Annotated in this window: 15 protein-coding genes and 3 pseudogenes; 8 read left to right on the plus strand and 10 right to left on the minus strand. The window is 69.7% G+C overall.

Annotation, left to right across the window (positions count from 1 at the left end):
* From ACFVYE_RS24950 to ACFVYE_RS24960, 3 genes and pseudogenes are all read left to right on the plus strand, one after another.
* A pseudogene (locus ACFVYE_RS24950) lies at window positions 1-533 on the plus strand (6-phospho-beta-glucosidase); the annotation flags it as partial.
* A complete protein-coding gene (locus ACFVYE_RS24955; protein WP_389607416.1) occupies window positions 524-1,591 on the plus strand; it encodes an N-acetylglucosamine kinase in 1,068 nt (355 codons plus the stop codon). The pseudogene ACFVYE_RS24950 and the gene ACFVYE_RS24955, both read left to right, overlap by 10 nt.
* A 512-nt stretch (window positions 1,592-2,103) precedes the next feature.
* Window positions 2,104-4,170 (plus strand): SpoIIE family protein phosphatase, encoded by a 2,067-nt coding sequence (locus ACFVYE_RS24960; protein ID WP_389607417.1) that lies wholly within the window; start codon window positions 2,104-2,106, stop codon window positions 4,168-4,170.
* A gap of 285 nt (window positions 4,171-4,455) precedes the next feature.
* Here the strand turns inward: ACFVYE_RS24960 and ACFVYE_RS24965 are convergent, their stop codons facing one another.
* Window positions 4,456-5,394 (minus strand): NAD-dependent epimerase/dehydratase family protein, encoded by a 939-nt coding sequence (locus ACFVYE_RS24965; RefSeq protein WP_389607418.1) that lies wholly within the window; start codon window positions 5,392-5,394, stop codon window positions 4,456-4,458.
* Between the two features lie 64 nt (window positions 5,395-5,458).
* Window positions 5,459-5,596 carry a hypothetical protein gene (locus tag ACFVYE_RS24970; protein WP_383975657.1) on the minus strand — a complete coding sequence of 46 codons (138 nt, stop codon included), beginning with the start codon at window positions 5,594-5,596 and terminating at the stop codon, window positions 5,459-5,461.
* Here ACFVYE_RS24970 and ACFVYE_RS24975 point away from each other — a divergent pair.
* A pseudogene (locus ACFVYE_RS24975) lies at window positions 5,556-5,723 on the plus strand (NADP-dependent phosphogluconate dehydrogenase); the annotation flags it as partial. The gene ACFVYE_RS24970 and the pseudogene ACFVYE_RS24975 overlap by 41 nt on opposite strands.
* A 576-nt stretch (window positions 5,724-6,299) precedes the next feature.
* Complete coding sequence (gene thpR / locus ACFVYE_RS24980) at window positions 6,300-6,896, plus strand: RNA 2',3'-cyclic phosphodiesterase (RefSeq protein WP_383975659.1); 597 nt, start codon at window positions 6,300-6,302, stop codon at window positions 6,894-6,896.
* Window positions 6,897-7,045: 149 nt separating this feature from the next.
* Here thpR and ACFVYE_RS24985 read toward each other — a convergent pair.
* From ACFVYE_RS24985 to ACFVYE_RS24995, 3 genes and pseudogenes are all read right to left on the minus strand, one after another.
* Window positions 7,046-7,510 (minus strand): annotated as a pseudogene (locus tag ACFVYE_RS24985) (NADP-dependent oxidoreductase); the annotation flags it as partial.
* Between the two features lie 73 nt (window positions 7,511-7,583).
* Window positions 7,584-8,639 carry an aldo/keto reductase gene (locus ACFVYE_RS24990; RefSeq protein ID WP_383975661.1) on the minus strand — a complete coding sequence of 352 codons (1,056 nt, stop codon included), beginning with the start codon at window positions 8,637-8,639 and terminating at the stop codon, window positions 7,584-7,586.
* Window positions 8,640-8,695: 56 nt separating this feature from the next.
* Window positions 8,696-9,382 carry an SDR family oxidoreductase gene (locus ACFVYE_RS24995; RefSeq protein ID WP_383975664.1) on the minus strand — a complete coding sequence of 229 codons (687 nt, stop codon included), beginning with the start codon at window positions 9,380-9,382 and terminating at the stop codon, window positions 8,696-8,698.
* 112 nt (window positions 9,383-9,494) lie between these two features.
* Here ACFVYE_RS24995 and ACFVYE_RS25000 point away from each other — a divergent pair, with 112 nt between their 5' ends.
* Window positions 9,495-10,055, plus strand: a complete 561-nt coding sequence (locus tag ACFVYE_RS25000; protein ID WP_383975667.1) for a TetR/AcrR family transcriptional regulator — start codon at window positions 9,495-9,497, stop codon at window positions 10,053-10,055.
* Between the two features lie 234 nt (window positions 10,056-10,289).
* Here the strand turns inward: ACFVYE_RS25000 and ACFVYE_RS25005 are convergent, their stop codons facing one another.
* The 5 genes from ACFVYE_RS25005 to ACFVYE_RS25025 form a co-directional block, all read right to left on the minus strand.
* Complete coding sequence (locus ACFVYE_RS25005) at window positions 10,290-11,132, minus strand: 3-hydroxyacyl-CoA dehydrogenase (RefSeq protein WP_383975670.1); 843 nt, start codon at window positions 11,130-11,132, stop codon at window positions 10,290-10,292.
* A gap of 59 nt (window positions 11,133-11,191) precedes the next feature.
* Window positions 11,192-12,181 (minus strand): 3-hydroxyacyl-CoA dehydrogenase NAD-binding domain-containing protein, encoded by a 990-nt coding sequence (locus ACFVYE_RS25010; protein WP_383975673.1) that lies wholly within the window; start codon window positions 12,179-12,181, stop codon window positions 11,192-11,194.
* A 66-nt stretch (window positions 12,182-12,247) separates the two neighbouring features.
* A complete protein-coding gene (locus ACFVYE_RS25015) occupies window positions 12,248-13,030 on the minus strand; it encodes a crotonase/enoyl-CoA hydratase family protein (RefSeq protein ID WP_383975676.1) in 783 nt (260 codons plus the stop codon).
* Window positions 13,027-14,259, minus strand: coding sequence for a CaiB/BaiF CoA transferase family protein (locus tag ACFVYE_RS25020; protein WP_389607419.1), 1,233 nt, complete (start codon window positions 14,257-14,259; stop codon window positions 13,027-13,029). The genes ACFVYE_RS25015 and ACFVYE_RS25020 overlap by 4 nt, the downstream gene beginning before the upstream one ends.
* Before the next feature lie 5 nt (window positions 14,260-14,264).
* Window positions 14,265-15,491, minus strand: a complete 1,227-nt coding sequence (locus ACFVYE_RS25025) for an acyl-CoA dehydrogenase family protein (RefSeq protein WP_383975681.1) — start codon at window positions 15,489-15,491, stop codon at window positions 14,265-14,267.
* Window positions 15,492-15,715: 224 nt separating this feature from the next.
* Here ACFVYE_RS25025 and ACFVYE_RS25030 point away from each other — a divergent pair, with 224 nt between their 5' ends.
* Both ACFVYE_RS25030 and ACFVYE_RS25035 read left to right on the plus strand, forming a co-directional pair.
* On the plus strand, window positions 15,716-15,847 hold the full coding sequence (locus ACFVYE_RS25030; RefSeq protein ID WP_383971093.1) for a hypothetical protein: 132 nt from the start codon (window positions 15,716-15,718) through the stop codon (window positions 15,845-15,847).
* 360 nt (window positions 15,848-16,207) lie between these two features.
* A complete protein-coding gene (locus ACFVYE_RS25035) occupies window positions 16,208-16,783 on the plus strand; it encodes a hypothetical protein (RefSeq protein ID WP_389607420.1) in 576 nt (191 codons plus the stop codon).
* Window positions 16,784-17,094 lie beyond the last annotated feature (311 nt).

Here is a 17,094-nt window from a genome sequence, read left to right on the forward strand (position 1 = left end):
TGCGCTACTTCTACGCGCACGACGAGGTCGTACGGGAACTCGGCACCAAGCCGTCCCGGGCGGCCGAGGTCGCCGCGATGGAGAAGGAACTCCTCGCCATGTACGGCGACCCGGCGCTGGACGAGAAGCCCGCGCTGCTCGCCAAGCGCGGCGGCGCCTTCTACTCCGAGGCGGCCGTGGACCTGGCGTCCTCACTGCTCGGCTCCGGCGGCACCCCGGTACAGGTGGTCAACACGTACAACAGGGGGACGCTGCCGTTCCTGCCCGACGACGCGGTGATCGAGGTGCAGGCCCGGGTCGACGCGGCGGGGGCGACACCGCTCGCCGTACCGGAGCTCGACCCGCTGTACGCCGGGCTGATCTCCCACGTCACCGCGTACGAGGACCTCGCCCTGGAGGCGGCGCTTCGTGGGGGAAGGGACCGGGTGTTCAAGGCACTCCTCGCCCACCCACTGATCGGCCAGTTCGAGTACGCCGAGGCGCTCACCGACAAGCTGATCGCGCACAACCGGGAGCACCTGGCGTGGGCGTGAACGCTTCGGTCCTCGCGATCGATGCGGGGAACAGCAAGACCGACGTCGCCATCGTCGCCGCCGACGGCACCGTCCTCGGTGCAGCCCGGGGCGGCGGCTTCCAGCCGCCCCGGGCGGGCGTCGAGGCAGCTGTCGATGTCCTCGCGGAGGCGGCCGAGCGGGCACTGACGGCAGCGGGCGCCACGGCCACCACGCATGTCTCCGCGTGCCTGGCCAACGCCGATCTTCCGGTGGAGGAGAAGCAGTTGGCGGAGGCGATCATGCGCCGCGGCTGGGCTCGCAGTGTCGACGTACGCAACGACACCTTCGCCGTACTGCGCGCCGGCCTACTGGAGGACGCCGAACCACAGGGAGTCGCCGTGGTGTGCGGAGCAGGCATCAACTGCGCGGGCATGCTCCCCGACGGCCGCACCGCCCGCTTCCCCGCGATCGGCCGCATCTCCGGCGACTGGGGCGGCGGCGGAGGCCTGGCCGAGGAGGCCCTGTGGCACGCAGCGCGCGCCGAGGACGGCCGCGGAGAGCCCACCGCCCTGATGCACGCCCTGCCCGAGCACTTCGGACTGTCGTCCATGTACGCACTGATCGAAGCACTGCACCTGAAGCACATCGCGGCGCAGCGAAAGCACGAGCTGACACCGGTACTGTTCGCGACGGCCGCCCAGGGCGATGCGGTCGCCCGCTCCCTGGTGGACCGGATGGCCGACGAAGTCGTGACCATGTCCACCGTCGCCCTGTCCCGTCTCGGCCTCCTGCTCGCAGAAGAGGTGCCCGTGCTGCTGGGCGGCAGCGTGCTGGCTGCCCAGCACCCGCAGCTGGACAGCCGCATTCGCACCCTGTTGGCGCAGAAGGTCCCCAAGGCCGCAGTCCGCGTGGTGGCCGAGCCGCCCGTGCTGGGCTCCGTACTCCTGGGGCTCGACGCGCTGGGAGCAGAACCGCAGGCCCATGCCCGCGCGCGGGCACACTACGAGACCACCATCCGACGCTCTGATCCCTCGCCAGGCTCCAAGAAGCCGCGCAGTCTGCACGGCCGCGGCTGCTCTGCCGAGACGCCGGCGTAGCGGCCCCTTCCCCCCAGCCGCACACAAGCGGCAGCCGCCTCGCGCGCAGGAAAGATCGACGATCATTCGCCTTCCAGCTCGCCAAGACTCTTGGGCCCGTGTCACCGGCATGTGCAGTACGCCGAAAGTGGCTGCAGGGCTTCGATCGCCGGCTACGGTCGCAGCTGCTGTCGCCGTTCGTCAGCGGGAGGTTGGTGCCGCTGTTGTCGCTGGGGAGCGCGGAGAACCTTGACGCCCGGTCTGCTGTGTGAGCGGCCCGACCGGCGTAAATGCTGGGCCCTGGGCCACTGGATGTTATTGCGGCGCACGCATCGTAGTGCCCTCGTACCGGATCGCCGCCTCCATCCGGTACGGACGGATGTGTGGTCGGCCGATCCAGGGGACCATGGAAGCTGAAGCATCCACTGATGGGACAGGCCGCAGGTAAGTGGACAGGCCACGGAACGGGGCGTGGGGGCGCACGCGGCCAGGCAGGTGGAAGGAGTGCCCTGGTGAGCCCGGGCGAAGGGGACATGGCTGACGCAGGTCAGCCGGAGGCACGGTCGTCGCAGCCGAGCGGGCTGATGGACCTCCTCGGTGTCGCCGCGCTGCTGCTGGACGGCGATGGGCGGATCGTCCTGTGGAGCCCGCAGGCCGAGAAACTGTTCGGCTATGCCGCTGATGAGGCGCTCGGGCAGTACGCCGCGCCAATGCTCGTCCATGAACAGCACCAGGAACTGATGATCAAGCTGTTCGCCCACGTCATGGGGACCGGTGAGAGCTGGGCCGGAGCGTTCCCCATCCGGCACAAGAACGGCAGCACCCATCTGGCGGAGTTCCGTAACACGCGGCTGCTGGACGACCGCGGGGACTTCTACGCTCTGGGGCTCGCTACCGACGAGTCGACGTTGCGTGAGGTGGAACGGGACGTCGCATTGTCCACCCGGCTGATCTCCCAGTCCCCCATGGGACTGGCGATCCTCGACACCGAGCTGCGGTACGTGTCCGTCAACCCCGCCTTGGAGCGGATGCACGGCATACCCGCGGAGGACCACCTCGGCCGGCATTACCGCGAGATCATGACCTCCACGAAGTTCGAGGTGGTCGAGGCCGCGATACGGCAGGTCCTGAAGACCGGGATTCCCAGGATCGACCAGTCCACCATCGTCGGCCGCGCCCCCGCCGACCCGGAGCACGAGCATGCCTGGTCGATCTCGTTGTACCGGCTGGAGGACCCCCAGGGGCATGTCCTCGGGGTGGCCGAACTGGTGGTGGATGTCACCGACCGGCATCAGTCAGCCATGGAGGCTGCCAAGGCCCGGCAGCGCCTGGCCCTGATCGCCGCCAGCTCCCTTTCCATCGGCACCACCTTGGAGGTGGAAAAGACCGCCCAGGAGCTGGCCGAGGTCACCGTTCCCGAGCTCGCCGACGTGGTCGCGGTCGACGTCCTCGACTCCGCCCTGGAAGACTGCCACCCCGCAGCCCGCGACGGCCCCGCGCTATTTCGCGCCCTCGCAGTCAAGGCCGCATACCCGACCGAAGCCGCTGAGGCTGCCGACCCACCCGGCCACCTCGCCGAATACGGCACCGACCGGCTGGCCACCCAATGCGTACGCACAGGGCGCCCGATCCTGATCACTCAAGCGGACGACAACGACCTGGCGAGCATCGCCCGCGACGACCACGCCTCTGCCCTGCTGGCCCGCGCCGGCGTGCACTCCTACATCGCGGTGCCGCTCACCGCCCGCGGCCAGATCCTCGGCTTCCTCGGTCTCACCCGTGCGCGCAACCCGCTGCCCTTCGACGAAGACGACCTCGCCCTCGCCGGTGAGCTGGCCTCCCGCACCGCCATGTGCATCGACAACGCCTGCTCGCACCAGAGGATGCGCAACGCCGCCGAGACCTTGCAGCGCAGCCTCCTTCCGGAACATCCGCCCCGCCTTCCCGGCCTGGAGGTTGCCTCCCGGTACCAGCCCGCACAGGCCGCATACGAGGTCGGCGGCGACTGGTACGACGTCCTGCCGCTCGACGGCGACAAGACCGCACTCATCGTGGGCGACGTCATGGGCAGCGGCATTGACGCCGCCGCCACCATGGGCCGCCTGCGTGCCGCCACCAGCGCCTTCGCCGACCTCGACCTCGACCCCGCCGAGGTCCTCCAGCACCTGGACAAGATCACCTCGGGACTGGAGCACCCCATCGCCACCTGCGTGTATGCCGTCTACGACCCACACCGCGCCGAGTGTCGCATCGCCACCGCCGGCCACCTGCCCCCCGTCCTCGTACGCAGCGGCAAGCATCCGGAACTGCTCGCCCTGCCCACCGGTATCCCGTTGGCAGTGGGCGGCGTCGCCTTCGAGACCACCACCTTCGGCCTCGGCCCCGGCGACCAGTTGGTCCTGTATACCGACGGACTGGTCGAAACCCGCCACGACCCCATCGATGAACGCCTCGAGACTCTCCTCCGCGTGCTGGACGCGCCCGACCGCTCCCTGGAGAAAACCTGCGACCGGCTCCTTCAGGAGTTGCGGCGTCCCGGCGACCCCGATGACGTCGCCCTGCTCATCGCGCGGACGCATCCCTTCACGCCCACAGCGTGAAACTCCCGCCCACTGGTCATCGGAACTGCTGGAATCCTCGAAGCGTCGGAGCAGTTCCTGAGTGCGGACATCTCGTCCGCACTCGCTCCTTGGTCTCCATGTTGGTCAGCACGCCGCGACGCTACTCGTCGGGGCCGCTGCCGACGGCGGGACGAAAGTCTCCGTGCACCTGTCGGATCAGGACGGGCAGGCGTGCTCCGAGCAGCCGTCACCAACCACCCTGACCAGGACGGTACGCGATCGAGAACAGCAGCGGCCGCAGCTGTTCGAACTCTTCGGCCCGGGTCACTCCAGCCCCGCCTTGAAGCCCTGCCGCCACGACGGATGGCGCAGCTCCCAGCCGAGCTCCCGCTTGGCCTTGGCGTTGGAGAAGCCGCGCCCCTCGGTCATCATCGTCACCACCACATCCCCGGCCAACCGCCGGGCCAGCCACTTGGGGACCCGCACCGGTGGCTTCGCCCCCGCGCACGCCGCCAAATGGGGCAGCCACTCGCTCTCCGGGGCCGGTTCGTCGTCGACGATGTCGAACACGCCCCTCGCCTTCTGCTCCACGGCCAGGACGGTGGCGCTCGCGGCGTCGTCGAGATGCACCCACGAGGCGTAGCCGGCGCCGTCCCCGACAAGCGGGAACTGCCGCCTGCGTACGAGCACGAGCTGGTCGTCGGTGGCGCCCGGCCCGTAGAACGCGCCGTACCGCATCACCGCGCCGCCGGCCTTGAGGACCACGTCCTCGACGTGGCGGAGCGCCGCCGTCGCCGTGTGCGCAGCCGTCCCCTCGTGCAGGTCCAGCGGGTCCTCCTCGGTCTTCACCCATCCACCCTCGCGGATTCCGTTCCAGTTGGCGCAGCCCTGCGCGACGAAGTGCGATACGCCGGTCGCCCCGGCCGCAGCCAACAGGTGATCCGTCCCCTCAGTGCGCAGCCGGATGGTGGGGACGGACCACCGGTCGAAGTGCTTCAGGTCAGGCTTGCCGACGTGAGCGATACTGATCCCGGTCATCTGGTGCACGATCACGTCCGGCCGGGCCGAGGCCACCGCCTCACCGACGGACGCCGCGTCCAGTCCGTCCATCACGACGCCGTCCGCGCCCAGTTGTTCCACCAGGCCGAGCTTGGCCGTGCTCGTCGTCGTGGCCGTCACCCGGTAGCCCTTGGCCACCAGTTGCGGCACCAGCCGCCGCCCCAACACCCCGGTCCCGCCCGCCACGAACACCCGCATGACCATCACCTTCCTGATCCCGAAGTCCGTCTCCGAGACCTGAGACGAGACAGCCCCGCCGTCTGTGACATCAGGCCTGTGCCCACACCAGGCAGTGGCCGGGGGCGATGACCGGAGCCAGGCGCTGAAGGAGCCGGCGGGCGCGATCTTTGCCCTCCTGACCGTCCTCGCCCTCGCTCGCCGCCGCGTCGACGTGCTCGCCGGCCACCGAGCGGCTGCCCGCCGCGCTGATCCAGGGCCGGCGCGACTTCTTCGGCGCCCATACCTACCGGCGCGTCGACAAGAACGGCACCTTCCACACCCGGTGGCCGGGCGACCCCACCGAGATCGAGGCCGAGGGCTCCGGCCACTGGCGTCGTCTTCCCGATTCCCGAGATCTCGCCCCTGGCGGCGCGGAATGCGGGTGAGCGCCGTTTCGAACCGGCCGGAGCGGCGCCCATGACGATCCGTCGACGCCCTGAGGAGGCCCGGCTTGTGAACATGTCTCCCCCGCCCGGCGCCCGGGGGCGAATGCCGTTGCGTCAGCGGTCACTGCCATCCGTGGTTCAGGGTGATGGTGACTGCCGGTCGGCGGTGGCCGGCGGGTTCGTCTGGGGCCTTGCTGCCGAATGGAGTGATCGACGATTTCAGTTTCCGTGGGCACGGGCGTGACGACGCACGCAGCGGCGCAGAACGGAGCTGTCACAGACAGCTCCGGGCGGAGAAGCTCTTCGGCGCTGCCACCCCGAGCTGCGGCGCGCGGCCACAACGCAGGCCGGCAGGCTCGTCCCGCTTCCCTGGCCCGTAGCTCCAGCGGCCCGGCCGTCTTGCCGCCTGCCGGAAGTGGCTTCTTCGGCATCGCGACCGCCAGCGCCTCCCCCGCATTGTCCGGGCCTTCGCGTCAGCCACCCGGATGCGGTACGAAGTCCGGTGTGAACGAACAGACTCAGCCCGCGACCGTTCGCGTGTTCATCGCCCTCGCCCCGCCCGACCACGCGAAAGAAGAACTAGCCCAGGAGCTGCGCCCCGCCTATGACACACACCCTCACATGCGGTGGAACCGCATCGAGGACTGGCACATCACCCTGGCGTTCCTCGGGGAGCTGCCGGCCGAGACAGTTCCGCTCCTGCGACCGCCTCTCGCCGGCCTCGCAGCGGACCACCAACCATTCTGTTTGGCACTGCGCGGCAGCGGAAACTTCGACGACCGGGTGCTGTGGAGCGGAATCGACGGAGACCTCGATGAGCTGCACATGCTCGCCGCCGATGTGCGTACCGCGGTCAAGAGCTGCGGTGTCGCCTTCGAGGATCGGCCCCTGCGCCCACATCTGACGTTGGCCCGTGCCCGCCGAGGAGATCGATCCTCGGCAGCAGAAATCGCCGAAGGGTTCGCCGGATTCAGCGGCCGCCGGTGGCCTGCCGAACGTCTGCACCTGGTCGGCAGCAACGTCGGCCGTAGCCGTGGACCGATCCACTACCGCGACATCGAGGCCTGGGCCCTCGGCAACGGGAACTCCACTGGATCCTGAACGCACCAACCAGGGCCGGCCGACAGGCAGTACCCGACCCGGCGGGCGATGAAATGGTCGAGTGCGGCGTCGTCTGCGGCTGCGGCCTGGGGCAGAGGTCCACCGTTCCATCACCGCGTCCCAGGGGGCTTATGAGCACCACCGTGTCGGTCGACGACGACGTCCGCACCGAGCTCCCTCACCAGGTCGACCTCGGCCGTACTCGCGGTAGTGGTCACGTGCGCGCTCAACTGCTCGGCCGGCTGGACGGCGATGGTGCCGACGCCGCCGGAGCCCGCGTGGATCAGGACCTTCTGCCCCGGCTGCACCTGTGCCCGCTCGACCAGCGCCTGCCACGACGTCAGGGCGACCAGGGGAAGGGACGCGGCCTCCTCCATGGCGAGCGTGGCCGGTTTGATCGCCACGTCGTCCTGGTGGACGGCGATGAGTTCGGCGAACGTGCCGATGCGGTCCTTGTCGGGCCGCGCGAAGACCTCAACGCCCACCGCGAACCGCGTGACGGCCGATCCCGCCTGGACCACCACCCCGGCGAGGTCGTTGCCCAGGATGAGCGGACACTCTGTGGCGTTTGCTTCGGTCTCCTGGCGCCCGTCGCCGATGCGGAGGGCGGCCATCACCGACGTGGCATCTGCCGCGGGCCTCAAGCGCAGCGCCGCTACCGGGAACCAGCCGCACTGCTTTCGGGTGTCAGTCCACCGGTGCGGCCGGGGCGATGACGCGGCTGGAGTCGCCTCCCCGGATGCTGTCCAGGGATCCGGCGATCGCCTCGTGGGGAACTCCGAGCGGCACCTCGCTGACTTCGGACAGGCGGGCGAACTGCTGCGGCGTCAGGTGGACGTCGAGAGCGCCCAGATAGCTGTCGAGCTGGGTGAGGTTGCGCGGCCCGATGATCGGGATGAGGGAGGTCGCGGACCGGGCGGCACGCTCTCGCACCCAGGCCACCGACACCTGGGCAGGTGTCACGCCGATCTCCTCGGCGATGGCCAGGACGGCGTCGACGACGGCGGTCTTCTGGACGGTGCTCTCCGTGTGGATGACCGCTCCCAGGTCACTCAGTCGACCCTCGGTACTGCGCCGGTACTTTCCGGTGAGCAGTCCGCCGCCGAGCGGGGACCACAGGGCGGCGCCGAGCCCGAGACTCTCGGCCATCGGCAGCAGCTCGCGGTCGGCGGTCCGCTCGACGAGGCTGTACTCGTTCTGGATGCCCACGACGGGCGCCCAGTTCTTGAGGTCCGCGAGCGTCACCGCCCGGGAGACGCGCCAGGCGGGGAAGTTGGACAGGGCGGCGTGGTGGATCTTGCCGGACCTCACGAGGTCGTCGAACCCGCGCAGGATCTCTTCCATGGGGGTGAGCCCGTCGGGGAAGTGCACCCAGAGCAGGTCGATGTAGTCCGTGCCCAGGCGCTTCAGGCTGGCCTCCACCGACGCGACCATGTTCTTGCGGCTGTTGCCCGTCCTGGAGACGCCCGGCTGCGGCGTGGCCCCGAGGGCGAACTTGGTGGCCAGGACGAAGTGGTCCCGGTCGGCGGAGACGAACTTCCCCGTCAGCTCTTCCGACTCGCCGAACTGGTAGGTGTCCGCGGTGTCGAGGAAGGTGCCGCCTGCTTCGGCGAATCGGTCGAAGATTCGGCGCGCCTCATCCGGCTCGGCGCCGGCACCCCAGCCGGTGCCGAAGTTCGCCGTGCCGAGCGCGTACTCGGACACGCGCAGTCCGGTCCGGTGTCCGAAGGTCGTGTATCGCATCAGGTGTCCTTGCTCCAGGAAATCGATAAGAGGGAGGCGGTGCGGCGGGGCGTGCCTCACGCCGCAGGCGGCGAGGCAGCCAAACTCCGCCTGACGTACCGAGTGGTCTCGTCGGCGAGGATCTCGGGCAGTCCCGTCTCGATGCCGTACAGGGCCTGTGCGGCGACATCGGCCGGGGCGGTCTTCTGATCGGCGGGAACAGCCGCGGCCATGTCGGTGTCCATGTATCCGACGTGCAGCGCGGAGACGGTGATGCCACGGGGCGCCAGTTCCTCCCGGGCCGCGTCGGTCAGCGCCCATGCCGCGGCCTTGGCCGCGGCGTAGGACCCGAGGCCGGCCGGGTGCAGCCAGGACAGGACGGACAGGACGTTGAGCACGGCGCCGCCGCCATTGCCCTCGATGACGGGGGTGAAAGCCCGCGTCACGGCGAGCGGACCGAAGAAGTTCGTCTCCATCTCCAGACGCACCGCGTCCAGGCCGCCCGCGATCAGCGGCGTGGCGGTGGAGATGCCCGCATTGTTCACCAGCAGCGTCGCGTCGGACGCGGTGCGGGCCGCGGCCCGGATCGACTCCTCGTCCGTCACGTCCAACCGCAGCGGGGTGACGCCCGGCAGGTCCACCGCCTCGGGGCGGCGGGCCGCCGCGTACACCGTCGCTCCGCGCTCCACGAGCTGGGCGGCCAGATGCCGCCCGAGCCCCCGGTTGGCGCCGGTGACCACCGCGACCGCGTCCTTCAGTTCCATGCCTGCTCCCAGCGTTGCGGGCGCCAAGCAGCCCGCACGAATTAGATTATGATTGCAATCTAAAGCGTGATCTAGGATAGATGTCAATCGACTTCCAATCGGGAGGTGGCTGATGGGCCGCGTATCGCAGGCGCAAGCGGAGGAGAACCGCCGTCGGGTTGTGGAAACCGCGTCCCGGCTGTTCCGGGAGCAGGGCACCCATGTCAGCGTCGCCGACCTCATGAAGGCGTCCGGACTGACCCACGGCGGCTTCTACAAGCAGTTCGCCTCCAAAGAGGCGCTCATCGACGAAGCCACCGCGCACGCGTTCGACGAACTCACCCGGCTCCACAAGGGCGGACTCGAGCAGTACGCCGGACAGCGCGACGCCGCCCAGCAGGCTCTGATCGACACCTACCTCTCGATCGAGCACCGCGACAGCGCGGCAGACGGGTGCCCTGTCGCCGCACTCGCCACCGACATGGCGCGCGAACCCGGAGACCGCCAGGCACGCCGCGTCTACACCGAGGGCGTGGGTGACTTCGCCGAGTGGCTCACGACCGAGGAGCAGGACGGCATCACCCGGCTGTGCACCATGCTCGGCGCACTCGTCCTGGCCCGAGCCACCAAGGGCTCCCCGCTTTCCGAGGAGATCCTCACCGCCGCGCGCGCGGCATTGACGGCAACCAGCTGATCAGGGACACGGTGCTCGGGCAGCACTCCGCAGGAATTCACCGGCCCGTCAGGAGCAATTGCGCACGCGGCCGACGCGTGGCGCCCCCGACCATCGGCATCGTGGGCAGCAAGGGGCTGCGACGCGCAGGTGCTGGTTCGGTCGGCCGGTGAGGGGCCCGGCGAAAACCCAGGATGGCGAAGGAAACACCCCGGCTCGGCCCACCCGGCCCTCGCCCCACAGGTAAAGATCAAGTCAGACCGCCGGTCCGGCCGGCAGCACGGCACGGGCGATTCCGGTGAGGTTGCCCTGCAGGACGAGGATCTCCCTCCGGTTCGATCCGTCGAGATCGGCCGCGTACACGTTCCCGGCCAGGTCGGTCACGTACATGCGGCCGTCGTCCGGATCGAGGGCGAGGCCGATGCCTTCCATGAGGTGCGTCAACAGGATCTCGGGCATCCGCCGCCCGTCCGGCGGGTCCATCGGCGAGCGGTTCACGCTGTTGCCCCGCGGCGGGTCCCCGCGATCCGTCCAGTACAGCATGCGCTCCGCGAGGTCGAGCTCCAGGTCGATCGGCTCCGGCAGCCCCTCGAACAGCACCTCGATGTCGCCGCGTTCGGCCGCTCTCTCCCCGGCGGGCAGGTCGACTCCGGCACGAAGGATCTTCCCGAGCCCCGCGTCGCTCGGGCCCTTCTGCGTCCAGTAGAGGTGTCCGCCGACAGGGTCGACGGCGACTCCCACGCACCATCTGGTCTCGTCGCGACGGTCGTCCTCTCCCTGGCCCGTCTGCACGAGGGTTTCGACGTTCGAGCCGTCGAGGTCGCAGCGCATCACGCGCATGCCCTCGCGGTCACCCCAGTACAGCTTCCGGCCGGCGGCCTCCAGGTGGAGTTGCTTGGGCGTGTGCGTGACGCCGCTGGGGACGATCGTCGTCCGGTTGCCTCCGTCCAGGTCCACGCGTTCGATCGAGCCGTCGTTCTCCGGTGGAAGGCCCATGTTCGTCCAGTAGATGTGCCCGGCCACGACATCGACGGCGACCCCGTCGGGGATCCTGCACCCGGTGACGACGACCTTCTTGTCGGAACCGTCAGAGTTCACGGAGAACAGCCGACCGCCACTGCTGGCCTCTAGCACGAACAGTCTCTCCCGGCTCCCCGTCACGGTCCCTCCTTCGCCGGGTGACCGGCTGCGGCGCCCGGCGGGCCGGACGGGTCGTACTGGTCGCGCACGGCCAGCAGGGCCGAGAGCATCGCGTCGCGCCGAGCGGCCAGTTCATCGACCGAGTGGCCGTCCGCCTCCTCCAGGACGCCGCCCACGATCTTCTCCCTGAGCTCGGGCGTGAACTCGGGCGTGCCCAGTTCCTGCCAGGAAGCCACCATCCGAGGCATGAGGGTGTCCATGAAGTGCTCGATGCCGCCCTCTCCTCCGCCGAGATGCCACAGCAGATGGGGGCCCATGACGCCCCATCTGAGCCCCGGTCCCCAGGACACCGCGTCGTCGGAGTCCGCCACGTCGAGCACCCCCTCCTGGACCAGGTGGACGACCTCGCGGTACAGCGCGGCCTGGATACGGTTGGCGACGTGCCCAGGGAGCTCCTTCTTGAGGTGGATCGGCTTCTTGCCGATCGCGGCGTAGAACGACATGGCGTCCCGGATCGTCTCTGGGGCGGTCTTCGTGCCGCCGACGACCTCGACCAGCGGGACGATGTGCGGGGGGTTGAAGGGATGACCGATGACGGTTCGCTCCGGACGCCGGCACTCGGCCTGGATGACGCTCATCGTGATGCCCGACGAACTCGACGCGATGATCGCGCCCGGCGGCGTGGCGTCGTCGATGTCGGCGAACAGCCGGACCTTGAGCTCCGGGCGCTCCGGCGCGTTCTCCTGGACGAAGTCGGCGTCCGCGACGGCCTGACGCATGTCCGCGGTGAAGCTCAGGCGATCGGGCGAGGCTTCGGGCGCGAGCCCGATCGAGGCCGCCGCGTCCCATGCCGCCTCCACGTACGACCGCAGGGCAGTCTCCGCCGTAGGGGCGGGGTCGGTCGCCGTCACGTCGAAGCCTCGGGCGAGATAGTGCGTCGCCCAGCTCGCTCCGATGGTGCCGGTACCGACGATTGCCACGCGGTGGACGGGTCTGTGCGCATTCATGTTGGTCACTGCTCCTGGGAGTCGTACGCGGGCTGCGGGGGAGGTGGGCGGCCGACCTGGCCGGCTTCATCGGCCGTGCCAGACAGGGGCGCGTTTCTCGGCGAACGCCCGTGCGCCCTCCTGCGCGTCCTCGCTGGAGAACAGCCCGCTCGTGAGCTCGTCCTGGCGTGTGAAGGCGTCGCTCTCGTTCAGGCCCTGCGTTTCACGCAGAACCTCCTTGACGGCCGCCAGCGCCAGCGGTGCGTTCCGCGCGACGCGGCCGGCCAGCTCGCGGGCCGCGTCCAGAGCGGCGCCGGGTGGGGTCAGCTCATTGACGAGGCCGTAGTCCTTGCCTTCGGCTGCGGTCAGCGGCTCGCCCGTGAGCAGTACGCGCGCGGCCACGTGGTGCGGAAGGCGGCGCGGTAGCCTGACCAGTCCGCCCTCAGCCGCCACGAGACCACGCGTGACCTCGGGAAACCCGAAACGGGCGTCCTCCGCGGCGACGATCAGGTCGCAGGCGAGCACCAGCTCGAAGCCGCCGCCGAGCGCCCAGCCCTCGACCGCGGCGATCAACGGCTTGCGCACCACCGCGCGGGTGAGCCCGCCCAGTCCCCGGCCCGGCAGCAGGGGCAACTCGCCCTTGGCGAACGCCTTCAGGTCCATGCCCGCGCTGAACACCCCGCCCGCGCCTGTGAGTACGCCGACCGACAGCTCCGGGTCCGCGTCGAGTAGATCCACGGCCGCGGCGAGCTGTACCGCGACCTCGTGGTCGACGGCGTTCTTCTGCGCCGGGCGATTGATGGTGATGGTCAGAACGCCGCCGTGGCGCTCGTGGAGCACCATGTCGGCCGCTGCGGGCGCCGTGCTCATGGCGACGGCTCCGTTTCCGTCGTGCCGGGGATCGCTCCCTGGGCGCGCAGCTCGGCGATCTCGGCGGGGCCGAATCCCAGCTCTGCGAGGATCTCGTCGTTGTGCTCGCCCAGGTCCGGTGCCCGCTTGGCCGGGACCTTCGCGACGCCTCGCAGGTTGACCGGGCTGTTGATGGTGTACTCCAGCCCGCTGACTCCTTCCAGCGGTACGACGATGTCGTTCGCACGCAGCTGCGGGTCCTGTGCGGTCTCCTCCGGCGTCTGAATGAGGCTGTAGGTGACGCGTTCCCGGTCCAGGGCGTCCTTCCAGTGGGCGAAGGGCCGCGAACGGAACTCGACGTCGAGCAGCTCGGCCAGCGCGGCGGAGTTCTTGACGAAGCCCTCGATGTCCGCGAAACGGGGATCCTCGAGCAGTTCGGGGTGCCCGATGACTCGCGTCAGTCCCGGCCAGTGCGGGGGTGAGGCGACCAGCATGAACCACTCGCCGTCCGCGGTCCGGTAGGGGTTGATCAGCGGGTTCGCCGGCGCCTTCCGGTCGTGCAGCTCGAACGGCGTGCCTCCGGCGAGCGCGCCGGCCACGAGCGTTCCTGTGGCCCAGACGCCTGCGGCGAGCAGCGACGTCCCGACACTGGCCCCTTGTCCCGTCTGTTCGCGGCGGTACAGGGCGGTCACGATCGCCGCGTAGATCGCGATCGCAGACATGTAGTCGCCGCTGCCCCAGACCGGCACCGTCGGCGGGGCTCCCGCGTCCCGGGTGGAGGCCAGCAGTCCGCTGCGCGACCAGGCGGCGGTCAGGTCGAAGCCCGGCTGCCCGGCGTCGGGACCGGCATCCCCGAAGCCCGTGATGTCGGCGTAGACGACCTGCGGGTTCCAGCCCGCGACCTCGTCGTAGCCGAGGTGCAGCTTCTCGCGCGTGCCGTGCGGAAAGTTGGTGATCACCACGTCGGCCCACTCGACGAGGCGCTTGAGGATCCTGGTGCCCGCCGGAGACTTCAGGTCGATCACCATGCCGCGCTTGTTGCGGTTGGCGAGGTGCCAGCTGTAGTTGGCCTGTGCCCGGGGACTGGGCGGCAAGGAGCTCAGCCGCCGCTGGGGGTCGCCCTGTCCCGGCGGCTCGATCTTGATGACGTCCGCTCCGAAGTCGGAGAGCACGGTGGCCGCGGCCGGTCCCGCGATGAAGCTCGACGCGTCGAGGACCTTCAGGCCGGTGAAGACGGATTCGGTGGTCATCGCAGTCACCTCACGAAGGCGCTCAGGCCGCCGGTCACGGCACGTCCGACGATGAGGGTCTGGATCTCCCGCGTGCCCTCGTACGAGTAGATGGCCTCCGCGTCGGCGACGAAGCGGCCGATCTTGTAGTCGAGGACGATGCCGTTGCCGGCCAGCAGTTCCCGCGCCCACCCCACGGTCTCGCGCATCCGCACGGTGCAGTAGGCCTTCGCCAGGGCGGACTGTTCGTCCCGGTAGACCCCTGCGTCCTGCAGCTGGGCCAGGCGCGTCACCATCCCGCACGAGGCCGTGGCGTTGCCGAGCATCTTCACCAGCAGGTCCTGGACGAGCTGAAATCCCCCGATCGGGCGCCCGAACTGCTCGCGCTCCTTCGCGTACTGCAGGGCGATCTCGTAGGCGCCGAACATCACTCCCACCGCCTCCCACGCCACGCCGCTGCGCGTCTGGCGCAGGATCTTGGCCGTGTCCTTGAACGAGTTCGCGTTCTGCAGCCGGTTGGCCTCCGGAACGCGGCAGCCGTCGAGCACGATGTCGGCGTTCTGCACGATCCGCAGCGCCATCTTGTTCTCGATCTTCGTCGCGGTGAACCCGGGGGTGTCCTTCTCCACGACGAAGCCCAGCACGTGCTGCGTCTCGACATCGCGGGCCCAGACGACCACCAGGTCGGCAAACGTCGCGTTACCGATCCACCGCTTCGCGCCGTCGAGGATCCATTCGTCGCCGTCGCGGCGCGCGGTCGTCCGCAGGCCGCCGGCCACGTCGGAGCCGCCGTGCGGCTCGGTCAACGCGAAGGCGCCGATCTTCTCGAAGCGGCTCATCGCCGGCAGCCACCGCCGCTTCTGTTCGTCGGAGCCGCAGGTGAGGATGGTGCCCATGGCCAGACCCGTGTGCACGCCGAAGAACGTCGCCAAGGACGCGTCGGCATGCGCGAACTCCAGCGCGATGAAGCCCGCCAGGAGGTTGCTCGGCCTGGATTCCGGGGAGTCCGGGTCGGCCCAGTCCACAAGACCGAGCCTCCCGAAGCCCTCGACCAGCTGGAAGGGGAACTCGGCCCGGGCCCAGTAGTCGTCGACGATCGGGGCGGCCTGCGTGCGGAGGAACTCACGGACGGACTCGATCTTCTCCCGCTCCCTGTCCGACAGCAGTTCCTCGTATGCGTAGAAGTCGGCGGGCAGCAGCCCTTTGTCCAGGTAGGGACCGGAAGGTGTCGGCAAGGTCGTTGTGCCGCTCATTACAATCTCCCTCAAGCGCCGTGGGGCATGGCCCGGAGATCCGCGCCCGTCAGCGCTCTCCGCGCCCGGCGTTTCGAATCTCGGGCGCGATTAAACGCGGATCCGGGGCCGGTCCCCCGGATCCGCGCCGCCCAGGGGTGCCGTGTCGCCGCGGACCACCCCACTGGCCCGTAGCCGCCTGTGCGGAAGAGGTGAGGCAGGGCCGCGAGGACTGACGGAACGTCATGTACGTGGTGGTGCTGCTGCCGATGGGCCGTTTCTGCTGCGTATGTGAGCCGGACATTCAGGCCGTGCCCACATCCGGCGGCATCTCGCAGGCGATCGCCGGCGCGGGCCGGGCGCGCGCGACGCGGTGACCGACCCGACGGCAGTAACCACCGCCGAGGAGCTGTTGGCCCAAGCCCGGGTCACCCATTTGCCCAGGAACCTCTGGATCGTCCTCGGATCCCGGTCCGTGAAGATCGGCGTTGACCGCTTGCACGCAGAGGATCGCACGGCCGCCGCCTACCGCCGATCCTCTGCTGTCAGTTGATGAAGCGTCCATCCCCGCCCGTTGGGGTCGAGCGGTCTGGTGGCGGTGGTGAAGACCTCTGCGGCACGGCGGTACGAGAGTCGGCCGCGGCTTGTCGTGAACAGCGGTCCGTGGACGCGGCCGAGGGTGAGCAGCGGGAGCAGTCTCGCTGCACCGTCGCCCCAGCACAGCGGAGCGTCTGCTGTTGCCCAGAACAGCTCTGCCGACCGTGCACGCATCGTCGTTCGCGGCGGAACTCCGGAAGGGCTGGGTCGAGTTCCGATCCCGCACCTGGCTGTGGGTGGCCTCGGTGCACTTCTGCCTTTTCAACATTCTGGTGTGGGCACCGTCTCTGGTCCTCGGCCCCGTGATCGCCCAACAGCGACTCGGCGGCGCGACCTCGTGGGGACTGGTCATGGCTCTTTACGGGCTGGGCGCAGTGGACGGCGGCGTCGCGATGCTCGGCCGCAGTCCACACCGGCCATTGATCGTGGCAACCGCCGCCACGCTGGGCTTCTCGCTGCCCTCCGCCGCCCTCGCCACCGGCCGGCCGCTGCCGTGGATCTGCGCCGCCGCATTCGTCGCCGGCATCGGCTCCGCGGTCTGCGGTCTGCGGTCTGCGGTCTGCGGCACTCTCTACACGACCACCAAGCAACGCCAGGTGCCGCAGGAGACGGCCAAGCGGCCAACCCCGAACCCTCAGCACGACACGCCCTCCAGCCCTGCGGCCCGGGTCACTACCGCACCACGCATCTGTGCCCACTCGTTAACGGACCCGTGACCCTGAGGGGCTCACACGCCTGCAGGAGACACTCAACCGGCCAACCCCTGATCCTTGCCCCGCGCGACTTCCGTCGTCTGTTCAACACCGACGCCGTCCGCTCCGGCCTGCCACCTCATATCGCGCAAGTCATCACCGGCCGCGCCAACATCAACACGACGATGGACTGCAACGCCATCTACCCCGCCGAGACCATCGAGGCCCATCGCGCATCTATCGCCCCGCCGCCGTGCCCTGCGGCCCGCCGAGGAGTACCGAACCCCCGGCGAGACCGAATGGGAGGACTTCCTCGGCCACTTCGAGCGCCGCAA

It is taken from the genome of Streptomyces sp. NPDC058239 (assembly GCF_042882185.1).
In the GTDB taxonomy this organism is placed as follows: domain Bacteria; phylum Actinomycetota; class Actinomycetes; order Streptomycetales; family Streptomycetaceae; genus Streptomyces.

Bases quoted from the DNA above. Each gene is read 5' to 3' on its own strand.
- ACFVYE_RS24960 (WP_389607417.1), top strand. From the start codon at position 2,104: ATGGCTGACGCAGGTCAGCCGGAGGCACGGTCGTCGCAGCCGAGCGGG.
- ACFVYE_RS24965 (WP_389607418.1), bottom strand. From the start codon at position 5,394: ATGGTCATGCGGGTGTTCGTGGCGGGCGGGACCGGGGTGTTGGGGCGG.
- ACFVYE_RS24990 (WP_383975661.1), bottom strand. From the start codon at position 8,639: ATGCGATACACGACCTTCGGACACCGGACCGGACTGCGCGTGTCCGAG.
- ACFVYE_RS24995 (WP_383975664.1), bottom strand. From the start codon at position 9,382: ATGGAACTGAAGGACGCGGTCGCGGTGGTCACCGGCGCCAACCGGGGG.
- ACFVYE_RS25000 (WP_383975667.1), top strand. From the start codon at position 9,495: ATGGGCCGCGTATCGCAGGCGCAAGCGGAGGAGAACCGCCGTCGGGTT.
- ACFVYE_RS25010 (WP_383975673.1), bottom strand. From the start codon at position 12,181: ATGAATGCGCACAGACCCGTCCACCGCGTGGCAATCGTCGGTACCGGC.
- ACFVYE_RS25015 (WP_383975676.1), bottom strand. From the start codon at position 13,030: ATGAGCACGGCGCCCGCAGCGGCCGACATGGTGCTCCACGAGCGCCAC.
- ACFVYE_RS25020 (WP_389607419.1), bottom strand. From the start codon at position 14,259: ATGACCACCGAATCCGTCTTCACCGGCCTGAAGGTCCTCGACGCGTCG.
- ACFVYE_RS25025 (WP_383975681.1), bottom strand. From the start codon at position 15,491: ATGAGCGGCACAACGACCTTGCCGACACCTTCCGGTCCCTACCTGGAC.
- ACFVYE_RS25030 (WP_383971093.1), top strand. From the start codon at position 15,716: ATGTACGTGGTGGTGCTGCTGCCGATGGGCCGTTTCTGCTGCGTATGT.